At 65.3% G+C, this 17,120-nt stretch carries 16 protein-coding genes and 1 pseudogene; 12 read left to right on the forward strand and 5 right to left on the reverse strand.

Features of this window, described 5'->3' with window-relative positions; genetic code table 11:
- The first annotated feature begins 6 nt into the window (after window positions 1-6).
- From A5658_RS12655 to A5658_RS12680, 6 genes are read left to right on the forward strand one after another with little or no spacing between them, the layout of a single operon-like run.
- Window positions 7-1,164: a virulence factor Mce family protein gene (locus A5658_RS12655; RefSeq protein ID WP_067335104.1), complete on the forward strand. Its 1,158-nt coding sequence runs from the start codon at window positions 7-9 to the stop codon at window positions 1,162-1,164.
- Complete coding sequence (locus tag A5658_RS12660; protein WP_067335001.1) at window positions 1,158-2,723, forward strand: MCE family protein; 1,566 nt, start codon at window positions 1,158-1,160, stop codon at window positions 2,721-2,723. The genes A5658_RS12655 and A5658_RS12660 overlap by 7 nt, the downstream gene beginning before the upstream one ends.
- A complete protein-coding gene (locus A5658_RS12665; RefSeq protein WP_067335004.1) occupies window positions 2,693-3,379 on the forward strand; it encodes an Mce protein in 687 nt (228 codons plus the stop codon). Before A5658_RS12660 ends, A5658_RS12665 begins: the two co-directional genes overlap by 31 nt.
- Entirely contained in the window at window positions 3,376-4,407 is a 1,032-nt protein-coding gene (locus A5658_RS12670) for an RDD family protein (RefSeq protein ID WP_067335008.1), read from the forward strand. Before A5658_RS12665 ends, A5658_RS12670 begins: the two co-directional genes overlap by 4 nt.
- Window positions 4,404-5,009: a mammalian cell entry protein gene (locus tag A5658_RS12675; protein ID WP_067335011.1), complete on the forward strand. Its 606-nt coding sequence runs from the start codon at window positions 4,404-4,406 to the stop codon at window positions 5,007-5,009. Before A5658_RS12670 ends, A5658_RS12675 begins: the two co-directional genes overlap by 4 nt.
- A complete protein-coding gene (locus tag A5658_RS12680; RefSeq protein WP_067335014.1) occupies window positions 4,976-5,698 on the forward strand; it encodes a mammalian cell entry protein in 723 nt (240 codons plus the stop codon). Before A5658_RS12675 ends, A5658_RS12680 begins: the two co-directional genes overlap by 34 nt.
- 93 nt (window positions 5,699-5,791) lie before the next feature.
- On the opposite strand, the gene A5658_RS12685 is transcribed toward A5658_RS12680, so the two are convergent.
- The 4 genes from A5658_RS12685 to A5658_RS12700 all read right to left on the reverse strand — a co-directional run bounded on the left by A5658_RS12685 (window position 5,792) and on the right by A5658_RS12700 (window position 9,979).
- Window positions 5,792-6,913, reverse strand: coding sequence for a phosphodiester glycosidase family protein (locus tag A5658_RS12685; RefSeq protein WP_067335017.1), 1,122 nt, complete (start codon window positions 6,911-6,913; stop codon window positions 5,792-5,794).
- Between the two features lie 74 nt (window positions 6,914-6,987).
- Window positions 6,988-8,286, reverse strand: a complete 1,299-nt coding sequence (locus A5658_RS12690) for an ABC transporter permease (RefSeq protein WP_067335110.1) — start codon at window positions 8,284-8,286, stop codon at window positions 6,988-6,990.
- 90 nt (window positions 8,287-8,376) lie between these two features.
- Window positions 8,377-9,096: a pirin-like bicupin family protein gene (locus tag A5658_RS12695; RefSeq protein ID WP_067335021.1), complete on the reverse strand. Its 720-nt coding sequence runs from the start codon at window positions 9,094-9,096 to the stop codon at window positions 8,377-8,379.
- Between the two features lie 4 nt (window positions 9,097-9,100).
- The gene (locus A5658_RS12700; protein ID WP_067335024.1) at window positions 9,101-9,979 is read right to left on the reverse strand and encodes a MarR family transcriptional regulator; all 879 of its coding nucleotides are present in this window, start codon (window positions 9,977-9,979) and stop codon (window positions 9,101-9,103) included.
- Window positions 9,980-10,040: 61 nt separating this feature from the next.
- Between A5658_RS12700 and A5658_RS12705 the strand changes: the two are divergent.
- Window positions 10,041-11,185: pseudogene (locus A5658_RS12705) on the forward strand (dihydrodipicolinate reductase).
- Here A5658_RS12705 and A5658_RS12710 read toward each other — a convergent pair.
- On the reverse strand, window positions 11,182-12,264 hold the full coding sequence (locus A5658_RS12710) for a sigma-70 family RNA polymerase sigma factor (protein ID WP_067335028.1): 1,083 nt from the start codon (window positions 12,262-12,264) through the stop codon (window positions 11,182-11,184). The pseudogene A5658_RS12705 and the gene A5658_RS12710 sit on opposite strands and share 4 nt — an antisense overlap.
- Here A5658_RS12710 and A5658_RS12715 point away from each other — a divergent pair.
- The 5 genes from A5658_RS12715 to A5658_RS12735 all read left to right on the forward strand — a co-directional run bounded on the left by A5658_RS12715 (window position 12,212) and on the right by A5658_RS12735 (window position 17,093).
- Complete coding sequence (locus A5658_RS12715; RefSeq protein ID WP_067335031.1) at window positions 12,212-13,051, forward strand: alpha/beta hydrolase; 840 nt, start codon at window positions 12,212-12,214, stop codon at window positions 13,049-13,051. The genes A5658_RS12710 and A5658_RS12715 overlap by 53 nt on opposite strands.
- A gap of 94 nt (window positions 13,052-13,145) precedes the next feature.
- Window positions 13,146-13,895, forward strand: coding sequence for a DUF2786 domain-containing protein (locus A5658_RS12720; protein WP_067335035.1), 750 nt, complete (start codon window positions 13,146-13,148; stop codon window positions 13,893-13,895).
- A complete protein-coding gene (locus A5658_RS12725) occupies window positions 13,892-14,389 on the forward strand; it encodes a TIGR04338 family metallohydrolase (RefSeq protein ID WP_067335046.1) in 498 nt (165 codons plus the stop codon). The genes A5658_RS12720 and A5658_RS12725 overlap by 4 nt, the downstream gene beginning before the upstream one ends.
- A gap of 707 nt (window positions 14,390-15,096) precedes the next feature.
- Complete coding sequence (locus tag A5658_RS12730; RefSeq protein ID WP_082993123.1) at window positions 15,097-16,164, forward strand: radical SAM protein; 1,068 nt, start codon at window positions 15,097-15,099, stop codon at window positions 16,162-16,164.
- A gap of 23 nt (window positions 16,165-16,187) precedes the next feature.
- Window positions 16,188-17,093 carry an isocitrate lyase/phosphoenolpyruvate mutase family protein gene (locus A5658_RS12735; protein ID WP_197503109.1) on the forward strand — a complete coding sequence of 302 codons (906 nt, stop codon included), beginning with the start codon at window positions 16,188-16,190 and terminating at the stop codon, window positions 17,091-17,093.
- The last annotated feature ends 27 nt before the right edge of the window (window positions 17,094-17,120 follow it).

Genomic DNA, 17,120 nt, shown 5'->3' on the forward strand with positions numbered 1-17,120 from the left:
GTGATGATGTGCAAAGTCCGCCACCGGATCTGGCAGGGCGTCGTATTGCTGGTCGCCGCAATGGTTTTGAGTTCCTGTGGCTGGAAAGGTATTTCCAACGTCGGGTTGCCCGGTGGTCCAGGTGGTGGTGACGGCGCCTACACGGTGTACGTGCAGATGCCCGACACCCTGGCCATCAACGGCAACAGCAAGGTCATGGTCGCCGACGTCTTCGTCGGCTCGATCCGCAAGATCGAGCTGAAGAACTGGGTCGCGACCTTGACGCTCGGACTGAACAAGAACGTCAAGCTGCCGAAGAACGCCACCGCCAAGATCGGCCAGACCAGCCTGCTGGGTTCGCAGCACATCGAGCTGGCCGCGCCGCGCGACCCGTCGCCGCAGATGCTCAAGAACGGCGACACGATTCCGCTGAAGAACTCGTCGTCCTACCCGAGCACCGAGCAGACGCTGGCCAGCCTGGCGCTGGTGGTACGCGGCGGAGGCCTGCCTAACCTGGAAGTGCTGCAGAACGAAGTCAACAAGATCCTGACCGGTCGGGGGCCGCAGATCCGCGCGTTCCTGGGCAAGCTGGACACGTTCACCCGCCAACTCAACGAGCAGAGCGACGACATCACGCACGCCATCGACTCGACGAACCGGCTGCTGGAGTACGTGGGCACCAGAAACCAGACCCTCGACCGTGCGCTGACCGAATTCCCGCCGCTGATCAAGTATCTGGCGAGCCCGGAGTACACCAAGCACCTGATCGACGCGGTCCAGTCGGTGGGCGCGCTCAGCCAAGCCGCCGCGCAGTATCTAGGCGAGGCGCGGGCACCGCTGCATCAGAACCTGCTCTCGCTGCAGTGCCCACTGAGGGAACTGGGCAAGGCGTCGCCATACCTGCTGGGCGCACTGAAGCTGATCTTCACCGCGCCGTTCGACCTGGACACCGTGCCGAAGCTGATCCGCGGTGACTTTATGAACTCGTCGCTCGAGATCGACACGACGTTATCGGCGGTCGACAACGCGTTCCTGACCGGCACCGGGTTCTCCGGCGCACTGCGCGCACTGGAGCAGTCGTACGGCCGCGACCCCGCGACGATGATCCCCGACGTGCGCTACACCCCGAACCCGCTCGACGCGCCCGGTGGGCCTCTGGTTGAAAGGGCGGACCGGCAATGCTGACCAAGTTCATCCGGCGGCAGCTGGTCATCTTCGGTATCCTGACCGCGGTGGCACTGCTGGTGCTGGGCGTCTACTACCTGCGCATCCCGTCGCTGGTCGGTATCGGGCAGTACCAGCTCAAGGCCGAGTTGCCGGCCTCGGGCGGGTTGTACCCGACGTCGAACGTGACGTACCGAGGTATCACTATCGGCAAGGTGACCGCCGTCGAGCCGACGAAAAAGGGCGCCGAGGCGACGATGAGCATCGACAGCCAGTACAAGATTCCGCTCGATGCGTCGGCCAACGTGCACTCGGTGTCCGCGGTTGGCGAGCAGTATCTGGACCTGGTGTCGGAGGGCAAGGCGCACGGCTTCTTCTCGCCCGGGCAGACGATGACAAAGGGCACCGTGCCCAGCGAGATCGGACCGGCACTGGACACCGCCAACAAGGGGTTGACGGTGCTGCCCAAGGACAAGATCGGTCAGCTGCTCGACGAGACCGCGGAAGCGGTCGGCGGGCTGGGACCGGCGTTGCAGCGGCTGGTCGACTCCACGCAGGCGATCGTCGGCGACTTCAAGGGCAACATCAACCAGATCGACGACATCGTCCAGAACTCCGCACCGATCTTGGACAGCCAGTCGGTGTCGAGCAACGCGATCGAACGGTGGGCGCACAACCTGAACATCCTAGGCGGCGAGGCGGCCAGCCAGGACTCGCACATCAAAAGCGTTCTGACGCAAGCGGCCCCGACCGCGGACCAGGTCAACTCAGTATTCAGCGGCGTGCGGGAGGCGCTGCCGCAGACCCTGGCCAACCTCGAGATTGTCATCGACATGCTCAAGCGCTACAAACCCGGTCTTGAGCAGACGCTGGTGTTTTTGCCGCAGCTAGGATCGATCATCCAGGCGATCTCTGCGCCGTATGAGAAGGACCGGATGGCCGCGCTGGACCTGACATTTGCGATCAACTACCCGGCGCCGTGTCTCACCGGATTCCGTCCGGCGTCCGAGTGGCGCTCGCCCGCCGACACCAGCATCGCTGCCCCGCGCGACGATAACTACTGCAGGATCCCGCAGGACTTCCAGGCCAACGCGGTCCGCGGCGTACGCAACATTCCGTGTATGGACGTGCCGGGCAAGCGGGCCCCGTCGCCGCAGGAGTGCCGCAGTAACAAGCCGTACGAGCCGCTGGGCACCAACCCCTGGTACGGGGACCCGAACCAGATCCGCAACTGTCCGGCTCCCGGCGCCCGGTGTGACCAGCCAGTGGACCCCGGTCACGTGATACCGGCCCCCTCGGTCAACAACGGCCTGAACCCGTTGCCGGCCAACCGGCTCCCACCGGGCGGCCTGACGCCGCCGCCGATCAGCGACCCTCTGCAACGCCCCGGCTCGGGTTCGGTGCAGTGCAACGGGCAACAACCCAACCCCTGCATCTACACTCCGGGCGGCCCGCCAGCGGCCGTCTATAGTCCGATGAGTGGCGAGGTAGCGGGCCCCGACGGTTCTAAGTACTCCGTCAACAACTCACGCAACACAGGAGATGACGGATGGAAGGAGATGCTGGCGCCAGCCGGCTGACCCCGAACGACACGGATGATCCATCGTTGGAACATTCGCTAACCGACGATTTGTCCGCTGAGGAAAATGCCGAGGATTCAACGGAATCCGACGCTGCGGAGGAATCGGACGCTGACGACGAATCGGCCACCGAAGTCGAGGACGACCCGCGCGGTGACTCACGCCTGGGCCGGCGCTGGTTCATCGGCATCGCGGCGGCGCTGGTCGTGCTGGCCGGCGGTGTCGGTTACGGCGGTTACCTGGCCCTGCGCGGGCACCAGGACAGCCGGGCCACCGCGCGCAACGACGCCGCCGCACTGGAGGCGGCCAAGGACTGCGTCGGCGCCACCCAGGCCCCCGATATCGGGGCGATGGCCTCCAGTGCGCAGAAGATCGTCGAGTGTGGCGCCGGCGCATTCCGGTCGCAGGCGATCCTGTACAGCGGCCTGCTGGTCGAGGCCTATCAAGCCGCCAACGCCCACGTCGAGGTGTCCGATCTGCGGGCGGCGGTCGAACGCAACAATCCCGACGGCTCCGTCGAGATCCTGGTGCCGTTGCGGGTGAAGGTGTCCAATGCCGAGACGCAGAACCAGGAAGCCGGCTACCGCTTGCGGGTGACGATGGTGCGCGAAGAGGGTAAGTACCGCATTTCCAAGCTCGACCAGGTGGCGAGGTGACGGTGCTGGTCGAGCAGGCCACCGACAGTAACGTCGCACCGGCGGTTGACGAACCAGCGCCGAATGGGTTGGCGGGCTGGCATATTCGCGCGGCCGCGTTCGCCGTCGACGTACTGCCCGGTCTTCTCGTCGTAGCGACGATGGCGCTGGTGTGGTTGGCCGTGCCGCCGCAGAGCCTGTGGTGGTGGGCGTCGCTGTCGATACTCGTGGCCGCAGCGCTGGCGACGATGGCCAACCGGGCGATCCTGCCGGCGTACGCCGGATGGAGCCTGGGCCGCGCGCTCCTCGGCATCGAGGTCGTGCAGTCTGACGGTTCCGCCGTCGGGCTGGGACGGCTGATGCTGCGCGAGCTGGCGCACCTGCTCGACACGTTGTCGGTGTTCGTGGGATGGCTATGGCCGCTGTGGGATTCGCGCCGACGCACGTTCGCCGACCTGTTGCTGCGGACCGAAGTGCATTGCGTCGACCCCGCACGGCGGCCCGCGAACATCAAGCGGCACACGGTGATCGCGGCCGCGGTCGCCGTGGCGCTTTGCGTCGCCGGCGCAGCGGTGAGCGTGTTCGCGATTTACCTGCCGGACCGGGCGGCCGACAAGACCCGCAGCGAGGTCAACGAGCAGGGGCCCAAGATCGTGGCCCAAATGCTCACCTACGACCCGAAATCGTTGCAGCAGGACTTCGCCCGGGCCCGGTCGCTGACCACCGACAAGTATCGACCGGAGTTGGTCAAGCAGCAGGAGTCGGTGCAAAAGGGTCACCCGGCGATCAACGAATACTGGGTCACTGACAGAACAGTGCTGTCGGCCAACCGGAACAGCGCGACGATGTTGCTGTTCATGCAAGGCCACCGCGGCGGCGGCGACCAAGAACGTTTCATCACTGCGACAGTTCGGGTTTCGTTCGTCAAGGGCAAGGACGGCCACTGGCTGGTCGACAACCTGGACGTCGTGACGAAGCCCAAGCCGGCCCCGCCCAAGGCCCCGGTACCCGCTCCGCCGGCTCCGGCTCCGCCGAAGGGCCAAAAATGAGTCCCCGCAGACGCATTCAGCCCGGCGAAGAGCCGCTGTTGAAGGTGCCGAAGCCGACGCTGTGGTCGAGGTTGCCGTGGCGACCGACGCTGAAGGCGCAATGGTGGAAGCCGTCGCGGAGCTGGGCCATGCCCGCAGCGGTAACCGGCGCGACGGTGCTCACCGCGGGTGCCGTCGCGGCGTCGTCGCTCGTCTTGGTCGATCAGCGCTCGCATCATCGGGATGCCATGCAAGAGGTCGACGTGCTCGGCTACGTCAAGGCCTTCATGACCGGGTTCACCACGCTGGACCCGTTCCACGCCAACGCCTACTACGACCGGGTAATGGCCAACGCGACAGGCGATTTCGCCAAGCAATACCACGACAAGCACAACGAGATCCTGGTTCAGATCGCGCAGGCCGAGCCGACCAAGGGCACCACCTTGGCGGCCGGCGTCGAGCGATGGAACGACGATGGCAGCGCCAGCGTGATGGTGGCGACTGACATCTCGATGAAATCGCCGGACGGAAAAGAAAAGATCGAGAGCACAAATCGCTGGGTGGTCGTGGCCCAGCGGGAAGGTAAGCAGTGGAAGATCAGCAGCCTGCAACAGGTGATCTGACTTTAGCGTCGGCCGTCGACGCCGCCGCTGAGACCGAAGCCGCGCCCGTCGACGCGGATGGCTCGGATGCCCCGACGGCTGATGCCCCTTCGGCTGAGGCGTCGGAGGACAGCGAAAACGCCGACGAGACAACCGAAGACGACCAGGGCGTCGTGCGCTTCCGGGAACGGCGGCCGGCCACCAAGTGGTCAGTCATCGCCGCCGCGGTGGCGGCCGTGCTGTTCGTCGGCGCCGGTGCATTCGCGGGAGCGATGATGCAGCCTTATCTGACCGATCGCGCCACCGTGGCCACCAAGCTGAACGTCGCCCGCACCGCTGCCAACGCGATCACGACGTTGTGGACCTACACCCCGGAGAACATCGACAAGCTTGCCGATCGGGCATCGCAATACCTCAGCGGCGACTTCCAAGCGGCCTACCGCAAATACCTCGACGCGCTGATCGCGCCCAACAAGCAGGCGAAGATCACCAACACCACCCAGGTGGTCGGCGCGGCCGTGGAGTCGCTCAGCGGATCGGATGCGACCGCGATCGTCTACACCAACACGGCGTCGACGAGTCCGAACACCAAGGACGTGCCGTCACTGAAGTACCTGTCCTATCGCCTTGTCCTGCAACGGGACCACACGCGCTGGCTGGTTACCAAGATGACCACGATCACCTCGCTGGACCTGACGCCGAAGTTCTAGCGTCGTAAGTCTGTACGGCGCCGATTGTGCAGTTTCTGTTCGTGGAAATGACGTTTTCACACCCACAACGTGCACAGTCAGCGGCTGGACACTCTAGTTGAACGCCAGCCAGCCCGGCAGCGATCGCTCGTGCGCGTCGCACAGCACCTCGTAGGTGTCGCAATTGCCTTTGGGCACACCGGCGCCGGCCCACATGCCGCCGGTGTCGCGGCGCAGCACGATAGCCGACGAGCCGCCACCGTCGAGCAGTACCGCGGTGTCGCTGCCGAGGCCGCGGAACAGGTCCTGGATGTTGTCCGGTGTATAGCTACCGCCCTGGAAGACATACATCTCGTCGCGCGGCTTGGAGTACGCCAGCGCGGTACGGGCCGCGCTCGGGCCACCGTCGTTGAGCTGACCGGTGTTTCCCGGTGACAGCAATCCCAACCCGCTCACCGCAACGAACGGATCGCCCCGTTCGACCAGGCCGGTGACCACCTGGGTGGCAGCATCGTAGTCGTGTCCGTCGCGACCGCCCCGCGGCCACAACACCGATGGGGCGCCGTGTTTGGGTAACACCATGGTGGCCAGCGCACTCCAGTTCTCGTTGCCACCGGACAAGCCCTGCTTACCGGCATAGGGGATGGTGCCGGTGACCGCCTGATTGGCCCGGCCCTGCCCGCGGGTGTTATCGACGTAGGTGCCCAGCGGCGAGCTGCATCCCGTCGATCGCCACGAGCCGCCTTTCTGGCCGCGGATGTCGAAGAAATTCGCGTTGATAGCGATCGTCGGCTTGCCCAGCACCTGCCACGCCTGCACCGGGGCATAGGTTTCCGAGGCCTGCATCAGCCCGTCGCTGGTCCGGGCATGCGGATTGCGTTCACACCGCGACTGGTAACCCTGATGGCTGTCCACCAGCAGATGCGGCTCGAGCCGTTGCGACGCGGCCTTGATGATCATCAGGTGGCCGCCACCGCCCCCGTCGTACCAGTTGCCGCCGGCATTAAGCATCGGCGCCGGATGGCCGCCGCCGAAGTTGTAAACCAGGTACGAGCCTTGGGTATTCGCGATGGCGGCGGCCAGCAGTTCGCGGGCTTCGGCGCGGGCGACCGGCTGGCCCGTGCTGGTCGCCAGGGTCAGGCACAGTGCGCCGCTGGCGAGGCAGGCTGCGGCACGCCGGAAGGCGGCAGCGAGGTGTGGCACGGTTGCCCCTTCGGCCCGAACGTCATTACTCAGGTATTACACAGCAACATGCATAACAGCGGAGTGACGGATCAGCCGCAGTCCAATGACGTTCGGCCGCTGGACGTTTAGTCCTGCGGGTGCGCAACCTCGGCGGGATCGGCGACCGGGCCGGCCGGGGCTTCGGCAGCCGGGACCGGTTGCGATCGATCGCGCCGGTCGTAGAGTCGGGTGACGACGGCGCCGAACAGCACACCGATCACCAAACCACCGGCGGACCATTCCAGTGATTGGGACAGGCCGGCGTCGGCGAGACCGCCGAGATACAGCAATGACCGTGCGCCGACGAATACTTGGTGCAGCGGTTCAAAAGTCGCCAGCCATTCGAACCACGCCGGGGTGGCCTCCAGCGGCACCGTAGCGCCCGCCGCCGGAATACCGAGGATGACGAACACGAACACGCCGACCAAAACCCCGATTGCGCCCATGGCCGCAATCAGCGACGTCGACACAACACCTACGGCCAGGATTGCGAAGGAGCCGAAAAGCCATAGCGCCAGCGCGTTTTGGACGGGCATGCCCAACTTGGCGCCGATCAGGATGTAGGCGGCCGACGCCAGCAGCGCCACGACGGCGATCATCGCCCACTTGAACACCAGGATGCGGAAGCGTGAAACGTTCTCGGCCGGCCGGGTGACCGGGAGGAATTCAGTCGGCGCTATGCCAACCATCGAATTCACTACCATGCTGACGACGACGCTCCCGACGAAGCCGGCAAGCAGCAGCAACAGCGAATAGTAGAAGGCGGACAACCCATTTCCAGTGCCGTCCGGCAACGCATTGTGCACCGTCGACTTGACCTCGACGGGGTTGGCCAGCATCAGCGCCACGGCTCCGGGCTCGGGCTTCTTACCGGTTTGCTCGGCGACCTCTTGCGAAAGGCGTTGGCCGACGCGCTGGTCGATCACGGCGACCTCGCGCTGCAGGCTCTGGCCGGCGATGCTGGCACCCAGGGTCCCCGCCCGCGGATTCGTCGAGACGACGATGACCGCTCGCTCGACCCGGCCGGGCGTCAGCGCGCTTTTCGCGTAGGCCTGCAGCTTGGACGAGAAGTTGGGCGGTATGACGGCGATGCCGTAGATCTGCCCGGTGTCCAGCTGTTTCCTGGCCTGTTCGGGGCTGAGCACCCGCACGTCGTAGGCATCGTGGTCGAACCCCGCCAGCATCCCCTTGACGACCTGTGCGCCCGTCGGCCCGGCATCTTCGTTGGTAATTGCGACCGGGAAATGCCGCAGATTGGTCATCGGCTGCAGGATTCCGCCCAGGTAGAACACGGACAGTGCCGAAAGCAACACCAGCGTGACAAGAATCGGAAGAGTCCAAAACCGCACGGTGCGAGTCGATTTCGGCTTGGTTATCCGGTAGATGGCGGAGTCGTCATCGCTGTACGCAACATCAGGCGATGCGTGACGGGCTTGCGGTTCAGACACGTCGGCTCCTGTTCATCCGCGCCCACCCTAGTCGCCGAGGGCTGCGTGCATCTCCCAGACGAGCAATTCCGCGGGCTTCCGGGCGGTAACGACGCCGTTCGAGGCGGTGAGCCGGACCGCATCGCCTTGGCTGAGCTCGGTCTGCCCGAACGCCACCTGCCCGCGGGCGATGTATAGGTGCAGATACGGCGCGGCCGGAAGCGCCACCGCATCGCCGGGTTGTAGCCGCGCGACGTGCAGCGCCGCCGACCGGTTGTGGATGCTGATCGCGGCGTCGCGGCCCGGAATCCCCGAGGCGATCGTGGCCAGCCGGCCGTTCAGCTCGTCGTCCGCGACGGCCTGCTGCTGGTAGCCGGGATCGATTCCGGCCACGTCGGGCTGCACCCACATCTGCACGAAGCGAACCGGTTCGGTGTCCGATGCGTTCTTCTCGGAGTGCGTGATTCCCGAGCCGGCCGACATCCGTTGCGCCAAACCGGGATAGATCACTCCCGCGTTGCCCGCCGAGTCGCGGTGCGCCAGCGATCCGTCGAGCACCCAGGTGACGATCTCCATGTCGCGATGCGGGTGAGTATCGAAACCTCCACCGGGCGCGACGATGTCGTCGTTGCTGACCAGCAGCACGCCGTGGTGGGTGTTGCCCGGGTCGTAGTGATCGCCGAAGGAGAACGAATGCCGCGAGTTCAACCACGACGTGGTGGTGGCCGCCCGGTCGGCGGCGCGTTGGATGTCGACAGTGGCAGGCACGTTGTCACGCTACCCCGGGTCGAAGCAGCGCCTGGGCATGCTGGAGGGCGGCCTCGAGATCCGGCAGCGCCAGTGCACTGCGGCCGCCCAGGTGGATCTCGATCTGGTACTCCGGCTGGCCGTCTCGTCCAAAGATCGGTAGCACCACGAATTCGGTTGATGCCAGGTCCGTTTCGAGTGAGCTGGTTACCGATTGCAGCGTCACAATGGTCATCAGGGTGTTGAGTTCGCGCGTCACCTGCGCGGTTGGTTCCAGCGAGGCGAGCACCGTGGACAGTCGGTCGTGCAGCGAGTTATGGGCGGCGTCGAATCGCCAGGCGCCGTAGCCACGGTCGCGAATCTCGGCGAGCACCTGGCGATGTCCGGCGATGTCGGCGTCGGTCAGCCGTGGTTTCACCTGTCGCAGCCAGCCGTCGATGGTCTCCTCGTCGCGCCAGGCCATCGCTACCAGGCCGAACGGCGGGCCTATCGGGAAGCGCTGCCCGACAGCGTGCTCACCGTCGGTGCCGTGGCCGACGGCGTCGACGGTGGTCAGGTGTGTCTGGCCGATTTTGGACATCGAACAGCCGGCCCCGAGCGCGCCATGCAGGAACGTGAGCGCGTCGCGGCCCCGGTCCAGCAGCGGGAACTGTGCGCGCAGGCCGTGCACCAGTCCGAACAGCCCGCTGCCCAGCGTGTAGCGGCGGTCGTCGCGTCGGGTCACCCAGCTACGCGCTTCGAGCTCGGCCAGCACCAGCGCGCAGGTCGACGTGCTGATGCCGCAGCGCTTGGCCAGCTCGGCCGAGGTGCGGCCGGCGGGCGAATCTGCCAGCGCCGCAAGCACATCCATCACGCGGCCGGTGGGCGGCGACTTGGCCGGCGGCGTCGCTGTTGACGAATCCATCGCGACCTTCTTACCATGCGTCCGAAATATGATTTGCTGATTCCTAATATTAGGAGACATCGTGTACAAGGTCGGCGTGTGGGGGCCCGGGTCGATGGGGTTGATCGCCCTGCGTGGGGTGATCGATCACCCGCATCTGCAACTGGTCGACCTGGTCGTGCACAGCGACGCCAAGGCCGGCCGCGACGCGGGGGAGTTGTGCGGCGCCGCGGAGACGGGCGTGATCGCCACGCAGGATCCCGCGGCGCTGTTGGCCGGCGATGCCGACGTCGTGGTGTACGCCGCGGCGGCCAACCTGCGTCCGGCCGAGGCGATCGAGGACATGGTGTCGATCCTGCGGGCCGGCAAGAACGTGGTGTCGTGTTCGGTGGTGCCGCTGGTGTACCCCGACGGCGTGGACGCGGGATTCACCGCGCCGCTGCGGGAGGCGGCGGCGGCCGGCGGCGCGTCGTTCTTCACCACCGGCATCGACTCCGGGTTCGCCAATGATGTTCTGCCGCTGGCGCTTACCGGTGTGTCACGGGTGATCGAGTCGATCCGGATCACCGAGATGTTCAACTACGCGACCTATCCCGACAAGGACGCGGTCTACGAGATTCTGGGATTCGGCAAGCCGCCGGAGTTCGTGGCGTTCGCCGCGGCGCCGGGGATGTTCACGTTCGGCTGGGGGCCGGTGGTGCACCAACTCGCCGCGGGGCTGGGCGTGAAGGTCGACAACATCGAGGAGAACGTCGAGCGGTTGGTCGCCGATGAGTCGTTCGACACGCCCACCGGACGCATCGAGGTGGGCACGGTCGGGGCGATGCGCTCGACGTTGACCGGATATGTCGGCGGTAAGCCAACTTTCGTGATCGACCACGTGACGCGGATGCGCGACGATCTGGCACCGGACTGGCCGCAGCCGCACATCTCGATCCCCCCGCGCGACCTCGGCTACGGGGCGGCGTCGGGTCGCGGGCTCTACCGCGTCGAGATCGAGGGCTCGCCGACCATGCGGTGTGAGTTCGAGATGGCCGACGACCACGACCATGACCTCGGCGCGCGGATGCCGGCGCGTCGCGGATGGTCAACGCGATCCCGGCGGTCTGCCAGGCGCGGCCGGGACTGCTGTCGGCGCTGGACCTGCCGCTGGTCACCGGCGTAGGACTGGTCGGAGCGGTGACGGGCCCGCCGCCGGACAGCCGCCTGTTCCAGGGGCGCTTCTAAAGTCGCTCAGGCAGGCCGAATTTCGCGAACAGTGCGGTGTCGAGGAAGGCCACCACCCGGGTGACGCCGTGGTCGGTCACGTCCAGCACATGAAGCTGGAACGGCACGTGGCCGTCGCCACTTCGCATGTACATCGCCGCGGCGGGCTGGCCGTTGGCGGTCAGCGGAAGCAACCGCATGTCGCCCGGCAGCTCGGCGGGGCACTGCTGGTGAATCAGCGTGATGATGGCCTGCGGTCCCTGATACCAGCCGGTGAACGGCGGCATCTCCCAGATCGCCTCGGTGGTGAAAATGTCCACCAGACGCTCGATGTCGTAGGCCTCGAACGCGGCGATGTAGCGGCGCAACTGCTCCTGCGCGGCCGTCGAATCGGGCGCGGCCAACCGGTCGTCGCCGCTCGGCCCGACGGCGTCGAGTTGTGCGCGGGCCCGCTGCAGCAGGCTGTTGACCGCTGCCGTGCTGGCACCGATGGCGTCGGCCACTTCGGCGGCCTTCCACTGCAACACGTCGCGCAGCAACAACACCGCCCGCTGCCGGGCCGACAGGTGCTGCAGGGCCGCGACGAACGCCAACCGGACCGATTCGCGCGAGCCGACGATCTCGGCCGGGTCCGGCAGCGGCTCGAGCCACGGCACCTCGGCGCTCTCGACCAACTCCGCGGTGGGGTCCGCGCTCGGCGCGCCTAATCCGGTCGGCAGTGGCCGGCGCTGTCGACCCTCCAGCGCGGTCAGGCACGTGTTGGTGGCGATCCGGTGTAGCCAGGTGCGTACCGAGGACTTGCCCTCGAAGCGGTCGTAGGCCTTCCAGGCGCGCAGCAGCGTCTCCTGCACCAGGTCCTCGGCGTCGTGCAGCGAGCCGGTCATGCGATAGCAGTGCGCGAGCAGTTCGCGCCGGTAGGGCTCGGCCGTCTTGGTGAAATCCGTCTGGCCGTCGTCGGCTAATTCCCGGGCGAGCACGCTCACGCGACCGAGCTTACGGACCGTCTCCGACACGGGGTCCGCGGGCGATCGGGCTACGCTGCCCCTGATGACACTCACGCATGCCGAACATGCCTTCGACGGCGTCGACGACGTGCGCATCGTCTACGACGTCTGGACCCCGGACACCACGCCGCGTGGGGTGGTGATCCTCGCGCACGGGCTGGGCGAGCACGCCCGCCGCTACGACCACGTGGTCGCCCGGTTCGGCCGCGAAGGCCTGATCACCTACGCCCTCGACCACCGCGGCCACGGCCGCTCAGCCGGCAAGCGGGTGTTCGTCAGGGATATCTCCGAGTACACCGACGACTTCGCCACCTTGGTCGGCATCGCCGCCAAGGAACACCCCGGGCTCACCCGCATCGTGCTCGGCCACAGCATGGGCGGCGGCATCGTGTTCGCCTACGGCGTGGAGCACCCCGACGACTACCACCTGATGGTGCTGTCGGGCCCGGCCGTCGCGGCTCAGCTCGCGGTCTCGCCGCTGCTGGGCTGGGTCGCCAAGACGATGGGGAGGATCGCGCCCGGCCTGCCGTTGCAAGCCCTCGACTCCAGCGCGGTGTCCCGCGACCAGGCTGTGGTGGACGCGTACAACGCCGACCCGCTGGTCTACCACGGCAAGATCCCCGGCGGCGTGGCCCGCGCGTTGCTGCTGGTCGGCGAGACGATGCCGCAGCGGGCGCCCTCGCTGACCGTGCCGCTGCTGGTCGTGCACGGCTCTGAGGACCGGCTGATCCCCGTCGAGGGCAGCCGGCGACTGGTCGACGCGGTGGGCAGTAGTGACGTCGAGCTGAAGATCTACCCGGGCCTGTATCACGAGGTGTTCAACGAGCCGGAGCAAGAGCAGGTGCTCGACGACGTGGTGTCGTGGATCAACGCGCGACTGTGAATGGCTGCGGCGCAACGTCACCGGGTTCGCCTAGGTTGGTCTCGTGCGCGCCGGCGACGATGCAGAGCGCAGCGATGGGGAGGAGCGGCGCTAAATGAGTGACGACAAGATGCTGGCGCGGATCGCCGCGCTGTTGCGTCAGGCCGAGGGCACCGATAACGCGCACGAGGCCGAGGCGTTCATGTCGGCCGCGCAACGGCTGGCCACTGCGACGTCCATCGACCTGGCCGTCGCGCGGTCGCACGCCGACAAGCGCACACCGGTGCAGACGCCGGTGCAACGCACGATCACCATCGGCAACGCCGGCACCCGGGGCCTGCGGACCTACGTCCAGTTGTTCGTGGTGATCGCGGCCGCCAACGACGTGCGCTGCGACATCGCGTCGAACTCGACGTTCGTCTATGCCTACGGGTTCGCCGAGGACATCGATGCCACCCATGCGCTGTACGCCAGCCTGGTCGTGCAGATGGTCCGCGCGTCCGATGGCTACATCTCGTCCGGTGAACACCGGCCGACCCCGACGATCACCGCCCGGCTGAACTTCCAGCTGGCGTTCGGCGCGCGGGTCGGTCAGCGGCTGAGCGAGGCCCGCGAGCAGACCCAACGGGAAGCCAAGAAGGACAAGCGCCGCCCGCCGGGAACTGCAATTGCTTTGAGGAACAAAGAATTAGAGCTTCGCGACTACTACAAGACCGCGTCGAAGGCCCGTGGCACGTGGCAGGCCAGCCGGGCCACCGCCGGATATTCCTCGGCCGCGCGACGGGCGGGGGACCGCGCGGGTAAGCGGGCGCGCCTGGGAAGCGGCCCAGAGTTGTCCGGCGCACGGACCGCGCTGGAACGGTGAACGCCGAGCGCGACGCGCAACGCTCCAAGGTCTATGCGGCCGAGGAATTCGTGCGGACGCTGTTCGACCGCGCCGCCGAACACGGCTCCAGTGTGGAGTTCTTCGGCACGCAGCTGACCCTGCCGCCGGAGGCGAAGTTCGGGTCGCTGAGTGGGGTGCAGCGTTACGTCGACGACGTGCTGGCGCTGCCGGCGGTGCGGCGGGAGTGGCCAAGGGTGGCGCCGCTGCGGGTGCGGGCCCGTCGAGCCGCGACCGCAGCGCACTACGAAAACCAGGACGGCACAGGGGTTATCGCGGTGCCCGACGATCGCGACGCCGACTGGGCGCTGCGCGAACTGGTCGTGCTACACGAGATCGCGCACCACCTCTGCGACGAGCAACCGGCGCACGGTTCGCAGTACGTCACGACGCTGTGCACCTTGGCCGAATTGGTCATGGGGCCCGAAGTCGGGCACGTACTGCGGGTCGTCTACGCGAAAGAGGGTGTGCGCTAGCCGATTTAGCTGGCGACCTCGACCATCTCGTCGCCGCACTTGCAGAGCGGACATCGCGACGAGCAGACGGTTGACGGTGAGCAGGTCACAAACAGTCCGATCATGCTAAGCAAGGCGAAACTCTGAATTTCGCAAGGCCGTTGGCGACCGTAGTCAGCATGACGTCGACTTGAAGAATTTGGTAATTGTTCAGAGAAAGGTGCGCAGCGTGACGGTAGACATGAATCCTGACATCGTTACCAATCCGTTGACCGATACTCGCTGGGAAGTAAGCGTTCGAAATATTCAGCGACATATTCGTGGGCATAGACAGCTGTCACGACCCCCAGCATGACGTCACGACAGCGAATACCCGACGGATTGGCGAGCACCGCACGTTGGGCTGCGCGGGTTGGATGTCTGGAACCGCTTGGCCCGCTTGACCCAATGAGGACTGCGGGGTTATCGGCATTGATTTTGGTCTGAAATGACGAGTTCAGCAGGATTGGTGTGCCACACTACCGGAGTCAGTCGTGAATCGCGCGACTGACGAGGAGGACTCCGATGGCCGGACTGAAGTGGACGCCTGGATATGCAATTCAACTTTAGCCTCGCCGCGAACCGGAATGTGAACGCTAGCAGCGCGTAAGCGGGCCGGGCCCATTGAAACATCCGCTGGCTAGGCCATACCGGTTTCGTTCGACGCTTGAGCATTTAGACAAGGAGTCATGGTCGAGGTGGATACTAATCCGGCGCCAGTACCGACAAAGCCTTTGCCGTTGCGGCACATGCGCATAGCGGTGTCGTACTACTGCAACTTGCGCTGCCAACACTGCTATGTCCCAGAGATGAACCGGGTCGAATATCGGAAGACACTTGAGCCGACAGAGCTCGCGGTGGACAAGATTGTATCTTTCATCGACCAGCTCATCGCCGAATGTGGTCTTGAGAAAGTATCGATCACGGGAGGAGAAGCGCTGCTGAATGTGGTGTGGCCGCGCACCGCCGCAGTACTGAGGCACGCTCTTGACCGGGGGCTCAAGGTACAGCTGAACACGAGTGGTTCTGGTCAGGTCGAGATGAATAAGATCGCCGACCTTTGTGGAGACGACCTCCGACTTCTTACGATTCAGCTAAGCCTTGACGGCGTGGATGCTGAGGCTGTCGACAGGTTCAGAGGCCGAAAAGGCGCCATGCGTCGGGCGGTGACATTTCTCGAAGACGCGGTATCGCACGGCGTCGCCGTACAGGCGCGAATGACTATGACAGAAAGCAACGCCGAGCAGGTCGTGCCGTGCTACGACTTTGTCTCCGACAGCGGCGCAGAGTCATTTCACGTGAAGCCGATGTTTGCTGCAGGCACAGCGCGCGAGCATCAGGATTTGCTCGTTTGGTCTCGCGAGCGGGTACGCGAGATTCAGTTACAGTTGCTCAGCCGCAGTGTCGGTCGGGCGACGCGTCTTGGTTTGCCTGAACCGGTCTATGTTCCCGAATCGGATTTCCCGCAAGGTGCCAACGCTCACACCATCACGTGCACGTGTGGCGATGCTACCGGGTACATCAGCACGAATGGAGACGTTTATCCGTGCACGTATCTTGTTGGCGCGCCTAACGACGAGTCGTGGATCCTAGGGAATCTTAGTGATCCCAATTTCGACTTTGTGTCGGCATGGACCGAGCCAACCACCTACTCCAGTTTTCGATACGGATCGAAGAACGGGCAGTGTCCGGCGCAAAATGCTCTCAGCGAAGGACTCGAGCTTGATCTCGGTCCGATTATGTCGGAGTGCGACTGAACAGCTAAGGGGACATATACAACGTGCCAAATCTCCGGGCTCGATTAGAACATGGGCCGATCGCGAGGTTTGCGGGGGCTTACGACGCCATTAGCACCCTGCTCGCTGAGGATGCTGGATTTGATGCCATCTGGGCCAGTGGCTTGTGCATTGCGACCGCCCTCGGTCTGCCAGATACCGATGTCGTCAGTCACGACGCCTACGCCAACTCAGTTCGGTCGATATGCGCATCGACGTCATTGCCTGTCTTGGCTGACTGCAATACCGGGTTCGGAGGTATCGATTCCATCCCGTACGTAGCACGCAGCCTCGCGCGTACAGGAGTGGCGGGGATGTGCATCGAGGATAAGAAATCGCCTCGCGTCAACAGCCTGGTCTGCACCACCGGACACGCTCTCGAATCGCCCACGGTGTTCGCCGAAAAGCTTCGCGCGGCGACGCTGGGTCGTCAGAACAGCGACATGGCTATCGTTGCCAGACTGGAATCGCTGGTCGCTGGTGAAAGTCTTCAATCCGCGCTAGAACGTGCGCGCTGCTACGCAGAAGCCGGAGCAGACGCCTTGATCATTCACTCGGCATCAGACGATTGCGGTGAGGTCTTCGACTTTGTGGACGAACTGTCCCTCGCGCTGCCGGTGATCGTCATTCCTACGACGTACCCGCAACTGTCCATTCGCGAGGCATCTCAGCGGGGGATAGCCGGCGTAATTTATGCAAATCAGATTTTGCGGGCAGCGGTTCTGGCGATGCGGTCGTTCTTACGAGAATCGCGCGACGCCGACCGACTGGCCGATTGCCGCACCGCACTGTGCTCGATCGATGAGATTCTCGCGCTACAACCGACCGACCCGTTCACATCGACGCAGTTACCCGACCGCGGTGAAAGCGGGCGAGGCCGTGTGAACGTGGTCGACGACCGGATCGCATGAGCAGCGCGGGAGGGCCCCCCCGTTTTC

It is taken from the genome of Mycobacterium sp. 1245111.1 (assembly GCF_001673405.1).
GTDB lineage: Bacteria > Actinomycetota > Actinomycetes > Mycobacteriales > Mycobacteriaceae > Mycobacterium.

Bases quoted from the DNA above. Each gene is read 5' to 3' on its own strand.
- A5658_RS12655 (WP_067335104.1), top strand. From the start codon at position 7: ATGTGCAAAGTCCGCCACCGGATCTGGCAGGGCGTCGTATTGCTGGTC.
- A5658_RS12660 (WP_067335001.1), top strand. From the start codon at position 1,158: ATGCTGACCAAGTTCATCCGGCGGCAGCTGGTCATCTTCGGTATCCTG.
- A5658_RS12665 (WP_067335004.1), top strand. From the start codon at position 2,693: ATGGAAGGAGATGCTGGCGCCAGCCGGCTGACCCCGAACGACACGGAT.
- A5658_RS12675 (WP_067335011.1), top strand. From the start codon at position 4,404: ATGAGTCCCCGCAGACGCATTCAGCCCGGCGAAGAGCCGCTGTTGAAG.
- A5658_RS12700 (WP_067335024.1), bottom strand. From the start codon at position 9,979: ATGGATTCGTCAACAGCGACGCCGCCGGCCAAGTCGCCGCCCACCGGC.
- A5658_RS12715 (WP_067335031.1), top strand. From the start codon at position 12,212: ATGACACTCACGCATGCCGAACATGCCTTCGACGGCGTCGACGACGTG.
- A5658_RS12710 (WP_067335028.1), bottom strand. From the start codon at position 12,264: ATGCGCACGTCGTCGACGCCGTCGAAGGCATGTTCGGCATGCGTGAGT.
- A5658_RS12720 (WP_067335035.1), top strand. From the start codon at position 13,146: ATGAGTGACGACAAGATGCTGGCGCGGATCGCCGCGCTGTTGCGTCAG.
- A5658_RS12730 (WP_082993123.1), top strand. From the start codon at position 15,097: ATGGTCGAGGTGGATACTAATCCGGCGCCAGTACCGACAAAGCCTTTG.